General features: G+C 60.5%; 13 protein-coding genes. 5 read left to right on the forward strand and 8 right to left on the reverse strand.

From position 1 onward, the window contains the following. Window position 1: 1 nt before the first annotated feature. The 4 genes from O6P39_RS12065 (at window position 2) to ppk2 (ending at window position 3,130) form a co-directional block, all read left to right on the forward strand. Window positions 2-607, forward strand: a complete 606-nt coding sequence (locus O6P39_RS12065; RefSeq protein WP_275611554.1) for a TetR family transcriptional regulator — start codon at window positions 2-4, stop codon at window positions 605-607. A gap of 306 nt (window positions 608-913) precedes the next feature. Next, complete coding sequence (locus O6P39_RS12070) at window positions 914-1,303, forward strand: hypothetical protein (protein ID WP_275611555.1); 390 nt, start codon at window positions 914-916, stop codon at window positions 1,301-1,303. A 123-nt stretch (window positions 1,304-1,426) separates the two neighbouring features. Then, on the forward strand, window positions 1,427-1,879 hold the full coding sequence (locus tag O6P39_RS12075; protein WP_275611556.1) for a PaaI family thioesterase: 453 nt from the start codon (window positions 1,427-1,429) through the stop codon (window positions 1,877-1,879). A gap of 333 nt (window positions 1,880-2,212) precedes the next feature. Next, complete coding sequence (ppk2, locus tag O6P39_RS12080; protein ID WP_275611557.1) at window positions 2,213-3,130, forward strand: polyphosphate kinase 2; 918 nt, start codon at window positions 2,213-2,215, stop codon at window positions 3,128-3,130. 452 nt (window positions 3,131-3,582) lie between these two features. Here ppk2 and O6P39_RS12085 read toward each other — a convergent pair whose 3' ends face one another. The 8 genes from O6P39_RS12085 to pobA all read right to left on the reverse strand — a co-directional run bounded on the left by O6P39_RS12085 (window position 3,583) and on the right by pobA (window position 12,458). Next, entirely contained in the window at window positions 3,583-3,876 is a 294-nt protein-coding gene (locus O6P39_RS12085) for a hypothetical protein (protein ID WP_275611558.1), read from the reverse strand. Between the two features lie 26 nt (window positions 3,877-3,902). Then, window positions 3,903-4,088 carry a hypothetical protein gene (locus O6P39_RS12090; protein ID WP_275611559.1) on the reverse strand — a complete coding sequence of 62 codons (186 nt, stop codon included), beginning with the start codon at window positions 4,086-4,088 and terminating at the stop codon, window positions 3,903-3,905. Between the two features lie 279 nt (window positions 4,089-4,367). Then, entirely contained in the window at window positions 4,368-5,399 is a 1,032-nt protein-coding gene (locus tag O6P39_RS12095; RefSeq protein WP_275611560.1) for a hypothetical protein, read from the reverse strand. 2 nt (window positions 5,400-5,401) lie between these two features. Beyond that, entirely contained in the window at window positions 5,402-7,006 is a 1,605-nt protein-coding gene (locus O6P39_RS12100) for an AAA family ATPase (RefSeq protein WP_275611561.1), read from the reverse strand. A 39-nt stretch (window positions 7,007-7,045) separates the two neighbouring features. Next, window positions 7,046-8,239 carry a catalase family protein gene (locus tag O6P39_RS12105; protein WP_275611562.1) on the reverse strand — a complete coding sequence of 398 codons (1,194 nt, stop codon included), beginning with the start codon at window positions 8,237-8,239 and terminating at the stop codon, window positions 7,046-7,048. A gap of 274 nt (window positions 8,240-8,513) precedes the next feature. After that, window positions 8,514-10,421, reverse strand: a complete 1,908-nt coding sequence (locus O6P39_RS12110) for a cytochrome c (protein WP_275611563.1) — start codon at window positions 10,419-10,421, stop codon at window positions 8,514-8,516. A gap of 138 nt (window positions 10,422-10,559) precedes the next feature. Further along, window positions 10,560-10,910 (reverse strand): hypothetical protein, encoded by a 351-nt coding sequence (locus O6P39_RS12115; protein WP_275611564.1) that lies wholly within the window; start codon window positions 10,908-10,910, stop codon window positions 10,560-10,562. Between the two features lie 363 nt (window positions 10,911-11,273). Next, window positions 11,274-12,458, reverse strand: a complete 1,185-nt coding sequence (gene pobA / locus O6P39_RS12120; protein ID WP_275611565.1) for a 4-hydroxybenzoate 3-monooxygenase — start codon at window positions 12,456-12,458, stop codon at window positions 11,274-11,276. A 106-nt stretch (window positions 12,459-12,564) separates the two neighbouring features. Here pobA and O6P39_RS12125 point away from each other — a divergent pair, with 106 nt between their 5' ends. Next, window positions 12,565-13,446: a helix-turn-helix domain-containing protein gene (locus O6P39_RS12125; RefSeq protein ID WP_275611566.1), complete on the forward strand. Its 882-nt coding sequence runs from the start codon at window positions 12,565-12,567 to the stop codon at window positions 13,444-13,446. Window position 13,447: the final 1 nt, after the last annotated feature.

Here is a 13,447-nt window from a genome sequence, read left to right on the forward strand (position 1 = left end):
CATGGAAAGCCGCAAGGCCGAACGTCCGAACCAGAAGCGCCGCACCCGCAAGGACCTGCTGCAGGCGGCCAACCGCCTGCTGCGGCAAGGGCGCAACCCGAGCCTGGAAGAGATCGCCGAGGAAGCCATGGTCTCCCGCGCCACGGCCTATCGTTACTTCCCCGGCGTCGAAGCGCTGTTGCTGGAAGCCGCGCTGGACCTCAGTGTCCCCGAAGCCGCCGAAGTCTTCGCCGGCGCGCCAAAGGATGACGCGTTGGCCCGCGTCCAGTGCCTTGAGCACAGCTTCAGCGAACTGATCGAGCACAACGAAGGCGCGATGCGCGCACTGCTCGCCAACAGCTTGCGGCTGCCGGACAGCGGTGAGGAGGAGGGCGCCGCACCGGTGCGCCAGAACCGCCGCAGCCCGTTGATCGACGCCGCACTGGAACCGGTCCGCGACCAGTTCGAGCCGCAGGCCCTGGAGCGCCTGGGCAAGGTGCTGGCGCTGTTCTTCGGCATCGAGGCGAGGGTGGTGTTCAAGGACGTGCTGCAACTCGATGACGCCGACGCCCTCGAAGTGACCCGCTGGGCGCTGGGCGCGTTGGTCGAGGCGGCGCGGCGGAGCTGATCTTCCCGCTTGCCGCGTTGGCATCCAGGCCGGTGCCGGCGGCAGCAAGGTATCGACTTCAGTCCCGGCACGCATCCGTAGCGCAAAAGACCCTTTATCGGATTGCGCGTCCGGCAACGGGGCGCCAGCTCGCCCATATTCCCCTCGCGACCTTCTGAAAGCATTGAGATAGAGCTGTTTCGATTTGTGCCCGACGCTTGCCCTGTAACCGGTCTTATGCAAAAAAGCACCTGAAAACCGGAACCGCATCACATAGAATCGAGTCTTCCGCTTAATCCCGTTTTACCCCGGTAGTCTGACGCGCTCATGGATACCCACAACACCCCCATCGGGCCGGTACCGGCGCACCTGATTCGCGAAGCTGTAGCCAAGAAAACCGGCCTGGGCTGGGTGGTCGAATTCAATGTCGCCACCTGGCTCAACCTCAGCGTTCGCGACGAAACGCCGATAACCCTCAAGGTCACTTACCAGGACGGTGAACGGACCCGCGAAGTGCGGCTCGACAAGAGCAAGATCTTCGGCGGCCAGCGCATCCTGCTGTGCGGCATCGCCCGCCTGGGCGTCAATCAGAAGCTCGAATCCATGAGCCTGTCGCTGGAAACCCAGTCGCCTCTCCAGTCCCTGCTGGTCGAGGAACTCTTCGTCCAGGCCGTGGATCGCCAGACCGAGAAGCGCGGCACCCGCAAATCCCGCTGAGCTCCTGCACGGCGCATTGCAATCGCCCGGCATTCCCGGCGCCAATTGAGCGCCGCCAGGCTTGCGGTCGGCCGGCCGGAGGGGGGAACATCGCCGGGTCCGCCCGTAGCGCCAGGAACTCCCATGCCCCTCGACGTCGACCAGCTCAAGCTCTACACCGCCCACCGTGGCCTCTCCATCCCCCTGCTCGACCTCCTGCAGTTCCGCCACGCCCCGGCGGCGGACGGCAAGGGGCCGGGCTGCATCGTCCTGCGGGTCGAGCCACACCACCTCAACGGCTGGGCCAACGCCCACGGCGGGTTGATCATGACCCTGCTCGATGTGGCCATGGCGGTCAACGCCAGCGCGGCGGATGAAGCCTATCGCGGCGTGGTGACCATCGAGATGAAGACCAACTTCCTGCGCCCCGGCGGCGAAGTGGGCGAGGTGCTTGAAGCCCACGGCAGCGTGCGGCACCACACGCGCTCCATCGCCTTCTGCGAGGCCGAACTGCGCAACAGCGCGGGCGTGGCAGTGGCTTCCGCGTCCGGCACCTTCAAGTACGTCAACGCGCCGCGTCCGGTGGCCGACGCCTGATCAGTCCTGGCGGGCGGGATAGTCCTGATTCCTGTGCCGCCCGGTTCCGTGTCCTTCGACAAACCGCCGCCAAAGCCGGCGGCCCTCCACGTGGGGCCTTATCGACCCCACATGCGCCCGCGCCAACCTGGCCATCTGCGATTCAGTAGCGTGTGACGCTTCATAGGGCTTCCTGATTCCCACCTGTCAGGCCTGAGAGGCCTCTAAATCGGGCTCTGAAAGAGTTTTCCTTGCCTTGTTGTAATGAATTCGTCATACAACGTAACTACATTTTTCTGTCATGAAAATGTCACCCACGGATGAATGAGCCAGTGACGGCACAAGGCAACTCTCATGCTGCTCGATGACAAGAACTTCCCCCGGCGCATGCAGCGCGACCTCCTCGACGACCGCGACGAAGAGCTCGAACTCGAACTGTTCGACGAACTCTACGACCTCGAAGGCCTGCACCCGGAAAGCCTGCAAACCCACGAAGAACGCCTGGCGCGCCAGCGCTACTTCCACACCCTGTTCCGCCTCCAGGCCGAACTGGTGAAGCTGCAGAGCTGGGTGGTGAAGACCGGCCACAAGGTGGTGATCCTCTTCGAAGGCCGCGACGCGGCGGGCAAGGGCGGGGTGATCAAGCGCATCACCCAGCGCCTGAATCCGCGCGTGTGCCGGGTCGCCGCGCTGCCCGCGCCGAACGACCGCGAGCGCACCCAGTGGTATTTCCAGCGCTACGTCTCGCACCTGCCGGCGGCGGGGGAAATCGTCCTGTTCGACCGCAGTTGGTACAACCGCGCCGGCGTCGAGCGGGTGATGGGTTTCTGCTCCGATGACCAGTACGAGGAATTCTTCCGCAGCGTGCCGGAGTTCGAGCGCATGCTGGCGCGCTCCGGCATCCAGGTCATCAAATACTGGTTCTCCATCTCCGACGAAGAACAGCACGACCGCTTCCTCAGCCGCATCCACGACCCGCTCAAGCAGTGGAAGCTCAGCCCCATGGACCTGGAGTCGAGACGGCGCTGGGAGGCCTACACCAAGGCCAAGGAAATCATGATCGAGCGCACCCACATCGCCGAAGCGCCCTGGTGGGTGGTGCACGCCGACGACAAGAAGAAGGCCCGGCTCAACTGCATCCACCACCTCCTGAGCCAGATCCCCTACGAAGAAGTCCCCCAGCCTGGCGTCCAACTCCCCGAACGCCAGCGCCACACCGACTACCGCCGCAATCCCACGCCGGAAGAGCTGCTGGTGCCGGAGTTCTACTGAGGTCCGATTTGGCGTTTCTGCGCCGCTTCGGCGTGCGCGGGGACTTTTTGTTTCGCCCCCTCGGGCGAGTCCCTTTTGAGGCCCAAAAGGAACCAAAAGGCTTTGCCCCTGCATCCGGTTTTTCGCTTAGGCGAAAAATGTCCTCGCTCCATCGAAGTTTCAGGGGCACGCGTCGACGGGCCATCCCTGGCCCGACGACGCTCTCGCGGCATCCATGCCGCTCAACCCCTGAAACTCCGATTCCACTCGGCCTCCTGAAGGGGCGCTCCTGTGCGCGCGGATGTTCCTCTGTAGGAGCGAGCTTGCTCGCGAACCCGAGACCAAAGCACCGTAAGGCGTACAACCGTTCGCGGTTGTACGCCGATACACCTCGATCTATTACGGCTCCGGGGCCCGTCCGGAGTGCCTTGGGGCCCCGGCTAAACGGCGTATAACGTCGAACGTTATACGGCCTACGTCCGCAACCGCTTCGCCCAGTTGCGCCAGCCGCTGCGCCCGGCGATGGGCGAGCGACCGCCGAGCACGCGGGGCAGGTCGCTGATGCTCAGCCAGTACTTGTCCTGCCACTCCAGCGCGCCCAGGCACTGCTTCTCGAACTGCAACTGCACATGGCGCGGACCATTGGCGGCGAACTGGCTGCGCACCTGCGACACCACCGTGCCGCTGATCCAGCGCCACAGCGAGCCGTAGTCCGGGACGTTGAACAGCACCAGCGCCTGATACACGCCGGATTCTCTCACCAGCACGTAGTTGAGTTCGAGGCAGTCTTCGGTCAGCAGCCGTTCCTGGCGAATCTGGTCATCGCCATGCGATTGGCCATGCGTTCTTCGTGCGGGTAGCCCGTCACGCGGCAGAAGTCGGAGAGGATGAACCAGACCTGATCGTCTATCAGGAGGGCACAAAGTTGACGGCGGTTGCGGATGAAGGGGAGTGGAGTTGGGAAGGGTGAATCGTCCATGGAGAAAGTCCTTTACTGGTCAGTAGGACCACCCCTTCCGCTGCTAAACAGAATGGAGGCGGAACCGCATCGGGTTAGCAGACCGGGACCAGAGGACCGGCAGACCCGAAGGTCTCCCAATGCGGCCCACCGTAAAGGCAAATTCCAGGCGAGTTTCATCGCCGGAAGTCGCTAGGCGTTTCCGCACTCTGATCGTTCGGGCTGCTAAACCCGGCCCATGGTTTCACAGGGCCGGGAGAGATTATGTATTGACATGGACCGAGTCAAGCTCTCGGGAAGTTAATGAATCGGTCGTTTAGCAGCGACCCCCCAAGATGCAACATCTTTCGATATATCGATCCATGTTTCGTCAAATTCTGTGGATATATATTCCGTTAATTTCTCAATGCTTATCTCGCTCATTAGCTTTAGACAGTGCGAAAGAAGGTTTTCGCCTAGAGGTGGGATTATCCATGTCTGACCTTTCTTTGCTTTGTGCGGGTAGTAGAGTTTCCAGTGGTCGCTATTATATTTGTCGTCTTGGTCAATGGCTTGGTCTATGGATAATCCCGACTTGTGGTCCGGATGCTTTCGATCTTCTTTGCAGCGATTAAGGCGGTAGGTAAGTCCTTTCTCTATTTCGCCATTTGTCACCGCTCTAACTACCTGTAATGGGATTATGTTTTCAATTTCATGGCAATCTAGAATTCGAAGGAATCGCTTTTCATGGTATCCGCTCGGAGTTTCTGAAAATCTTTTTGCGGTACTGCCTATAGGGCCTTTGGGGTGTTTTAGGTCACTATCTATTATGCAGAAAAAGAATTTACTCTCCTCTTCCAGCTTGCTGAAATAGTCGAAAGTGGTGTTTCCGCCACCTGGGGCTCTTTCAAGAGATATACCATAGGATCGATATAGTTGGTTGTGGAATAGATAGCTCTCTGCTCCAAGCGAAAATATCTCGGCGTCTCTTAGGTTTTCTGCTAGGAATACTGATTTGTTTAGTGTTGTTGCGTTGACTAAGTGTGAGTAGCCGATTAGTGTTTTGTTATTTGATGGCTGTAATGTTTTTGCATTTGAGAAATCAACTTCGACATGGAAGGAGAAGTTTTTTTCTATTCCCCGTGTTTCTACTACGGAGCTTCTAAGGTCGTAGAGGATTCTTTGGGCGTATTCGCTGAATCGATTGGCGCTCAGCAGTTCTTGGACAATATCTACAGGCATCCAGACGGCATGGCGACACTCTCCATGGGAGATCAGGATGTTTTCTATAGCCCTGATTTTTTTTGCGTCATCAACGTCGAGGTTGGGAGACTGCTTAATGGTTATAATCATGGTTATGCTGATAGAAATCCTGCTGGCCAATTAATTAGGTAGCCATCATTGTCATAGCCAGAAAGGCTGACTTTTGTAGAGCCTGACGGGTCCTTTTCAAAGAGGCTTATATTTACGTCGGAGTTTTTGATTGTGTCTTCGGCAATGCTTTGCCCAATTGCATCAATAAGATGTTTGCTGTGTGTCTCGATAATGAAGTTATAATCGCGATGGTTTGAGAGCTTTATGACTTTTGCGATTGCAAGCCCGAAACTGTACTGTAGTGCTGGATGAAGGTGTAGTTCCGGCTGCTCAATAACGATCGATCTTGAAGCTCTCTCGCGTAGCCATGACGGAGCTCGAGGTAGATCAACAGACTCTCCGGTTAGCTCCATCCATATGGAAACAATTACGGGAAGTATTTGGGAATAGCCAAATCCCATGTCGCTCACGTTATGGAATTTTGAATCTCCGTTTTCTCGAATTAAAAGAGCGTAATGAAGGCCGGTTGTTTCCAGGTGAAGCTCAAATCCAAAGTTATCTCTTATCCAGCTGCCAAGATTGATTCTTTGCTCCTCGCGCAGAGAGTTAATAACCATCGGCAAATTTGCACCGGTATGGTCGATTTCGCCGATTTGAAGGTCCTGAAATCTGTAGAATCTTTCTGCTGATGCGCGAATTGGGCCAAGGTAACGGACGCCACGATAGAATTTCTTGAATAGATCGTCTGCAGAACTCCAGAATGATCCTATATTCTTGGCAAATAAATAGGTGAAAGTAACGTCGACAATTTCTTTGCGGTTCTCGTCAAGCTTTTTTAGGAAGTGTTTGTCGGAGGAGAATATGGCTCTTAGAAGAATATATAGTTCATTGCCTTGGCTGAGTGGTATGTATTCGAGAGCTTGACGTATGTTTTTTAGCTGTTTAGATCGGTGATGAAAGGTTGAAAGATATTTGCTTAGAGCGTTGAGTGATTCATTTTCCAATGTATCGCTAAATACTATGCGTTGAGATTTTAGTGATTTCAGGTTTAGCTCTCTTCGACGCACTGCGCTTTTGGGTATAAGTGAACCTTTGATTATGTGTAATGGGTTGGAGAATTTTTCAAGTACATTGAATTTGGTGTTTTCGTACGTGAGGTTGATAACTTCTTCGCCAGAGTATTTTAGGGTTGTCTTGGTGTTTTCGGTCGAGAAGTCGATGGTTGTTATTAGTACGCCGTCTTTTTTGTGGAGGCTTATAGTTGCCAATATGTTTAAGTCTCTTCCTGTTGGGCTCTTTATTGTGTGCCTGTCTGATTCGTCCCAAGGGTTGTATGTGGGGATGTTTATTGCTGGATTGGGAGGGGTGCTCAATTCAAAATCGAAGTGAATCGACTCTCCTCCGTCGTGAAGAGTAGTTTCAAAGTCTCCGAAATCTACATAGCCGCCGTGACCTGCGTACCATAGAATTGGGAAGCGGGTATCTGATTCAACTGATTGCCTGAGAAGTGGAAATGTTCTGAGAAAAGAGCTTTTTCCGCAGCTGTTCTTGCCGACATAAATATTAAGCTTGCTGAATGGGATTAGTTGTGAGTCATAGCCGAAGCTTCTCAGTCCTCTGACTCCGATCTTTTTGATTGATGCCATATTATTTTCCAGTTAAATGTTTATTAAAGTTAGGTGGTTTTAATTATTGGGAGGATTGAGCGTGGCCCGCCTTTCAATTTGGCCTTCACCCACCCCATTCCTCTGATGCCGATAAACACTCACCGCCTCATAAACCGCCTTCCGCAAACGGTTGATGCCACCAATCGGCCTGTGCTCGGGCAGCGCGTGCCAGGGGTTGTAGGAAATGTTGTCGCAGGCAAGGTTCTGCTCGCGGCTGTCGAAATCCTGGGCGGGGATGCTGACGGTGGCGACGGTCTGGAAGGGGGCGTCCTTTTCGCTCCATTCGACGCTGGTGTCTTCGATGGGCATGTATTTGCTCGGGTCCTGCTTTTGCACTTGCAGGGCGAAGCAGGCGGGCACGCGGTCGACCGAGAGTTGCTGGTACATGGCGGTGCGCAGGAAGTTGGGCTGCTTTTCGTTGAGCTTGGGTAGCTGGTAGGCCGGGCAACCTTCGGTCATGGGGATGACGCGGTATTTGATGTTGTTCGCTTCGCCCAGTTTGTAGGGGGCGATGCCGTTGTAGCCGGCTTGCAACGGGCTGTCCGGCGCGGGGGCGAGGGTTTGCAGGGCGATGATCAGGTGGCGGAGTTCCCAGGTATTGGGCTTCCAGCTGGGGAAGAAGGCGCCGACTTTCTGGCCGCTGGCCTGGGCGGCGAAGTTCTGTCGGTATTCGGCGACGTCGCGGACGAAGAACACCGGGTGGTTGAACATGACGAAGTCCTGCTCGGTGTCGTGGCCCTTGCCGGGCATCAGCTTGGCGCCGGGGACGTCGAGCAGCTTGATGGCCATGCCGCGGGCGTCGCGGGCGCTGTCGAACTGCGGGTAGGCGTTACCGTTGGAGAAGCGGACCATGGCCTCCCACTTGTGGCCCGGCTCGGCGAACACGCCCTGGCGCAGGCCGGGGGCGATGTCGCTGGCGACTGTGACCTGGGCCTTCACGCAGCCGTGGGCCTTGGCGTGGGCGTCGCGCAGGACACGGGTGTTGTCGCGGTGCTGTTCGACGATGCGCAGGGCGTCTTCGATGATGGCCTGGGTGAGCTGGGCTTCGCCCGGCGGGATTTCTTCCTGGGTGGAGACGGGGCCGGAGAATTTCCAGGCGTAGTAGAGGCTGCCGATGCCCCAGCCAAGCAGGCCGATGGCGGCGAGGGCGAGCAGCGCGCGGCCGAGCAGTTTGCCGAGGAGGAGCCAGAGGCGGGTGAGCAGGGATTGCATGGCACGGGGTCCTTTCGTGTTCTTTTTTATGGAGGGGATTCCGTTCCCTGGCCCTTGTGGGTGCAGCGGGGTGGGCCTGGTGCTGGGCGTTCTCCCTCTCCCTAGCCCTCTCCCTGAACGGAGAGGGGACTGGTCCGATGTTTCGTGATGCTGAGGCGTTTGGGGCTAGCTGTAGGAGCGAGCTTGCTCGCGAACAGACTCCCCCGGCGACTCCGGAGTGAAGCAGGTTCGCGAGCAAGCTCGCTCCTACAAAGAGCCCGCTAGCTCGCGCGGCTTACTCGCACTTCGGCCCGGGCGTCCACGGTTGGGTGGTTACGTTCGGGTCGAGCTTGGTTTCGTACTCGGGGTTGCCCAGCACCTTCAGGTACTCCACCAGCGCCCAGCGCTCTTCCGGGCTGAGGGCGCGGCCGATGGCGCCGTCCTTGCGGCAGCCGTCGCGGAATTCGTGGCCGCCATTGCCGTTGCCCGTCACGCTGGTCTTGTAGAGGAATCCGCCGGGGAAGCGTTCGGTGCGGTAGCCGGCGTACTTGGGGTCGTACTCGAAGCTGCCGACCCAGAACTGGCTGTCGCGCTCGGCCACCGGGGAGAGCAGCTGGAACAGGTTGGGCACCGAGCCGTTGTGCAGGAAGGGCGGGGTGGCCCAGATGCCATCCAGCGGGCGGGCCTTGTAGGCACGCAGTTCCTGCACGCCGATGGGCAGGCCGTAGCCGTTCATGTCCTGTTGCTGCTCGGCGCCGATGTGGGCGTCGCGGTAGGCGCGCTGTTCGACGAAGGCGGTGACGTAGGCCAGGCCCTTGGCGGCGGAGATCTTCGACAGGTCCAGCGGCACGTCGTTCTTCGGGTAGAGGTGGACGTTCATGCCCTGCAGTTCTTCGGCCTTGAGCTTCAGCGGGCGGATGTCGAAGGTGTGGTCGGCGATGTTGTCGGCGGTGGTCGGGTCGGTGCCGATCTCTTTGGTCGGGACCATCTTCATGCGCCACTCGGGCACGCGGGCCGGGGCGATGTAGTCCTTGGCGCCGGGCTCCTTCACGTGCGGGCCGTGGCAGTAGACGCAGTTGGCCTGGAACAGGGCGCGGCCCTGGGAGGCTTTGGCCAGGTCGATCTCGCCGAAGACTTCCTTCGGCCAGGTCGGCGGCTTGAGGTGCTTGAGGGTTTCTTCGAGGGTGTAGAGGTCGCGCAGGCGCACGCTGGAGGCGTAGCGTTCGTCGCCCTGCACTGGTTTGCCGTCGGCTTCGAACATACGCAGGGTGGCGCCCACGCCGAGGGCTTCGCCGATGTTGCGGGCCATGGGCTGCATGGCGGAGCCGTTCCACTGCACCCAGTCGAATTTCCAGATGTCCCAGACCTGCGGGTAGTTCACCGGGGCGTTGGCGACGCGGTAGTTGGAGGCGTCGATGGCGTCGCCGAACACGCTGTTGGCGATGCGCCCGAAGGCATCGGCACGGCCAGGGCCTTCGAGGGTCGGGTAGAGGCCGCGGTGGGTGTCGTTCCAGGCGGTGGAGAGCAGGGTTCCGAGTACGTTGCGCACGTCGCGCTTGAGCGTGGCCTTGCCCTTGGGATAGCGGTCGCCGAGCACGCCCTTGGCGAAGCGGTCGAACTTCCACGGCACGTAGTAGGTGGCCGCGAGGCTCGCGCCCAGCGCCTGGCCGAAGGCGCCGCCGCGCAGGGTAGGCACGGTGGAGGCGATGGAGTGCATGGCGGCGCCGCCGTCGATGCGCACGGCGGTGCCTTTATAGCGCAGCTCGCCGGTGTGGCAGGCGGAGCAGGTGATGTCCAGGTACCAGGCGCCGGTCTCGCCGTCCTGGTGACGGGCGAAGCCGACGGGCAGGTTGCCGGGGTTGGTCGGGTTGGCGGCCTGGGTGTCTTCGGCGTCGCGGCCGATCTGCTCGGGCTCGATGAGGAAGCCGAAGCGCGCGAGGTTCTCGGGGCTGGCGAACTTTTCCCTGGAGAAGGGCTGCTCCAGATGGGTGAACCAGTCGTAGCGCAGGCCTTTCACCTGGGTGCCCTGGGGCGTGTAGTAGTAGGTTTCGCGATCGGCCTTGGTCCACTGGTCGAGGTGGATCATCTTTTCCGGCGGGGTGTACTGCGGCAGGTTGGGATGCGCGGTGTACCAGGCGATGACGGCGCCGATCAGAAGAAGCAGAAACAGGACTGCAAGCAGGACGCGGCCAAGAATGCGCATCGAAACTTCCTTGTTATTTACGCGAAAAGATTCGGACGTTTATGCCAAGTGTGTGGCGGATTGGCAAGGTGATGGCATGCAGGAGTCAGGGTTTTATCTGTCGGGAGTGGACTCGTAGGGCGGTTGGGCCGGCGCGGTTCAGGGAGCGGGGCGCAGGTCGAGCAGCAGGCTGAGGCTGAGCAATACGCCGATCAGCACGCCCATCACGCAGGCGATGATCAGCGGCCAGCGCAGGCTACTGCTGTCGTCTTCCTCGTCGGGCAGGCGGGCGCGGATGGCAGGCCAGAGTTCGTCCGGCGGCGGTAGCTCTGGCCAGGGTTCGTCGCTGGGCGTGGGCGGCGGCAGTGCGGCACGCTGGTAGAGCAGGGCGATCATCCAGTCCAGCGCGGCGCTGCGGGTGGGATGGTAGCCGTCGGCGTCGGTCCAGATGTGCAGGAAGGTGTCGACGAACAGGGCATCCGCCTCCTCCTGCCGAGGCCGCAGGCGCAACGCCAGCGGGTAGAGTCGCGGTGCGACGCAGCGGTAGAGGGTGGAGAAGGCGCGCAGGTCGCCGTCGCCGCTCTCGGCGAGCAGGTGGCTGAGGAAGTTTTCTTCGTCCTGTTCGATGCTGCCCTCCGGCGGTGACGCGGCGAGCGGGGCTGCGTGTGGAGGGTAAGGATAGATGGTGGGGCGCGCGGTGCTTCCTGCCTCGGCTTTCCTTCATCCCGGCAATGGTTGTGCGCACTACTCAGACACGGCTCCGGGTTGCTCTTCGTAGGAGCGAGCTTGCTTGCGAACCGCATGGCAGCGGAGTGCCGGGCAAGCTCTGTTCGCGAGCAAGCTCGCTCCTACAATAAGGGCGGCGCTTCGCCGTTAGATCACGTCCTCGAACGGCAACCCCACGTAGTTCTCCGCGATGGTCGTGCGTCCGGCCTCGGAGCCGACGAAGTAGTCCAGTTCGGTCTCCAGCATGCGCCGGGTGAAGGCGTCGTTCTCGGGGAAGTTGTGTAGCATCGACGTCATCCACCAGGAGAAACGCTCGGCCTTCCAGATGCGCCGCAGGGCGATGGGCGAATACTGCTCCAGCAACTCGGTGCGGCCTTCGCCGTAGACCTTCACCAGGATGCGGTACAGCGTGTTCACGTCGCTGGCCGCCAGGTTCAGGCCCTTGGCGCCGGTGGGCGGGACGATGTGGCCGGCGTCGCCGACCAGGAACAGGCGGCCGTACTGCAGCGGCTCCACCACGAAGCTGCGCAGCGGGGCGATGCTCTTCTCCAGCGAGGGGCCGGTGATCAGCTGGTGCGCGGCGTCCTCCGGAATGCGGCGCTTGAGTTCTTCCCAGAAGCGCTCGTCAGACCAGTCTTCCACCTTCTCCTCCAGCCCCACCTGCAGGTAGTAGCGACTGCGGGTAGCGGAGCGCTGGCTGCACAGGCTGAAGCCGCGCTCGCTGCTGGCATAGATGAGTTCGTGGTTGACCGGCGGGGTGTCGCTGAGCAGGCCGAGCCAGCCGAAGGGGTAGACGCGTTCGAAGATGCTCAGGCGCTCCGCCGGGATGGTCCGCCGCGCCACGCCGTGGAAACCGTCGCAGCCGGCGATGTAGTCGCAGTCCAGGCGCACGCGCTCGCCCTGGTGGGTGAAGGTGACGTAGGGCGCATTGCCGGTGACCTCGTGCAGTTCCACGTCGACGGCCTCGTACACGCTCAGCGCGCCGCTGGCGGCGCGGGCCTGCATCAGATCGCGGGTGACTTCGGTCTGGCCGTAGACCATGACCTGTTTGCCGCCGGTGAGGGTCTTGAGGTCGATGCGTTCGCGACGGCCGTTCAGTACCAGTTCGAAGCCGTCGTGCAGCAGCCCCTCGGCGTCCATGCGTTCGCCCGCGCCGGCTTCGCGTAGCAGGTCGGCGGTGGTCTGTTCGAGCACCCCGGCACGGATGCGGCCGAGTACGTAGTCGGGGGTCTGGCGTTCGAGGATGACGGTGTCGATGCCAGCCCTGTGCAGCAGCTGGCCGAGCAGGAGGCCGGACGGGCCGGCGCCGATGATGGCGACCTGGGTTTTCATGGGGAAGGTCCTTTCGAGTGGCCTGTTGTTTTTGTTACCTGCATTTTTTGTGGATCGGATTGGGCTTTGAAGGTAATTTCCAACAGTCTTCTTGGACTTTTCGTGGATGTGTTCGGTGATCGAACAAGCGCGCGACAATCCGGTCCCGGTGTTCCGCCTGTATGGCGAGACCGCCGCCTGGCCGACGCCGGACCTGATTCATTGCGAATCCATCGCCTCGCGCAGCCGCCTGCATGACTGGGAAATTCGCCCGCACCGTCACGGTGATCTGGTGCAACTGCTCTATGTGCAGTCCGGCGAGGCCGAGCTGGAGGTGGAGGGGCAGGTGATGCCTGTTCGCGAGGCGTCGTTGCAGGTCACGCCAGCGTTGGCGGTGCATGGCTTTCGCTTCGCCGAGGACGTGCAGGGTTGGGTGCTGAGCATGGGCCTGCCGCTGGCCGAGCAGCTCGGTCGCCTGCTGGAAAGCACGGTGCTGGAGCAACCGGCGTGCTTCGCCGTGGGCGAGGGCAAGCGCCACCTGGATGCGCTGTTCGAGTCCATCGACCGCGAATACGCGGAGCAGGCGCCGGGCCGCGACCTGATGCTGCAATCGCTGCTGAATATGCTGCTGGTCTGGCTCAGCCGCCGTTCCCAGGAGCAGTCCCGCGCCGAGGCCAGCCAGCAGGATCGCGGCATCGAGCATGTGCAGGCCTTCGCCCGCCTGCTGGAGCGGAACTTCCGCGAGCACCGGCCAATCGAGCATTACGCGGCGAAGCTGGGCATCAGCGCCGCGCACCTGAACGCCCTGTGCCGGCGCCTGGCCGGGCAGTCGGCGTTGCAGATGATCCACCAGCGCCTGCTGCTGGAGGCCAAGCGGCACCTGGTGTACACGACGCTGACCGTGCAGCAGGTGTCGGACAGCCTGGGCTTTTCCGAGCCCGCCTACTTCTCCCGATTCTTCAAGCGCTACGCCGGGGTTTCGCCCCGCGCGTTCCGCCAGCCCCGTTGAG

The organism is Pseudomonas sp. PSE14 (assembly GCF_029203285.1).
Taxonomy (GTDB): domain Bacteria; phylum Pseudomonadota; class Gammaproteobacteria; order Pseudomonadales; family Pseudomonadaceae; genus Pseudomonas.

Bases quoted from the DNA above. Each gene is read 5' to 3' on its own strand.
- ppk2 (WP_275611557.1), top strand. From the start codon at position 2,213: ATGCTGCTCGATGACAAGAACTTCCCCCGGCGCATGCAGCGCGACCTC.
- pobA (WP_275611565.1), bottom strand. From the start codon at position 12,458: ATGAAAACCCAGGTCGCCATCATCGGCGCCGGCCCGTCCGGCCTCCTG.
- O6P39_RS12095 (WP_275611560.1), bottom strand. From the start codon at position 5,399: ATGATTATAACCATTAAGCAGTCTCCCAACCTCGACGTTGATGACGCA.
- O6P39_RS12110 (WP_275611563.1), bottom strand. From the start codon at position 10,421: ATGCGCATTCTTGGCCGCGTCCTGCTTGCAGTCCTGTTTCTGCTTCTT.
- O6P39_RS12100 (WP_275611561.1), bottom strand. From the start codon at position 7,006: ATGGCATCAATCAAAAAGATCGGAGTCAGAGGACTGAGAAGCTTCGGC.
- O6P39_RS12075 (WP_275611556.1), top strand. From the start codon at position 1,427: ATGCCCCTCGACGTCGACCAGCTCAAGCTCTACACCGCCCACCGTGGC.
- O6P39_RS12090 (WP_275611559.1), bottom strand. From the start codon at position 4,088: ATGGACGATTCACCCTTCCCAACTCCACTCCCCTTCATCCGCAACCGC.
- O6P39_RS12065 (WP_275611554.1), top strand. From the start codon at position 2: ATGGAAAGCCGCAAGGCCGAACGTCCGAACCAGAAGCGCCGCACCCGC.
- O6P39_RS12105 (WP_275611562.1), bottom strand. From the start codon at position 8,239: ATGCAATCCCTGCTCACCCGCCTCTGGCTCCTCCTCGGCAAACTGCTC.
- O6P39_RS12070 (WP_275611555.1), top strand. From the start codon at position 914: ATGGATACCCACAACACCCCCATCGGGCCGGTACCGGCGCACCTGATT.
- O6P39_RS12125 (WP_275611566.1), top strand. From the start codon at position 12,565: ATGTGTTCGGTGATCGAACAAGCGCGCGACAATCCGGTCCCGGTGTTC.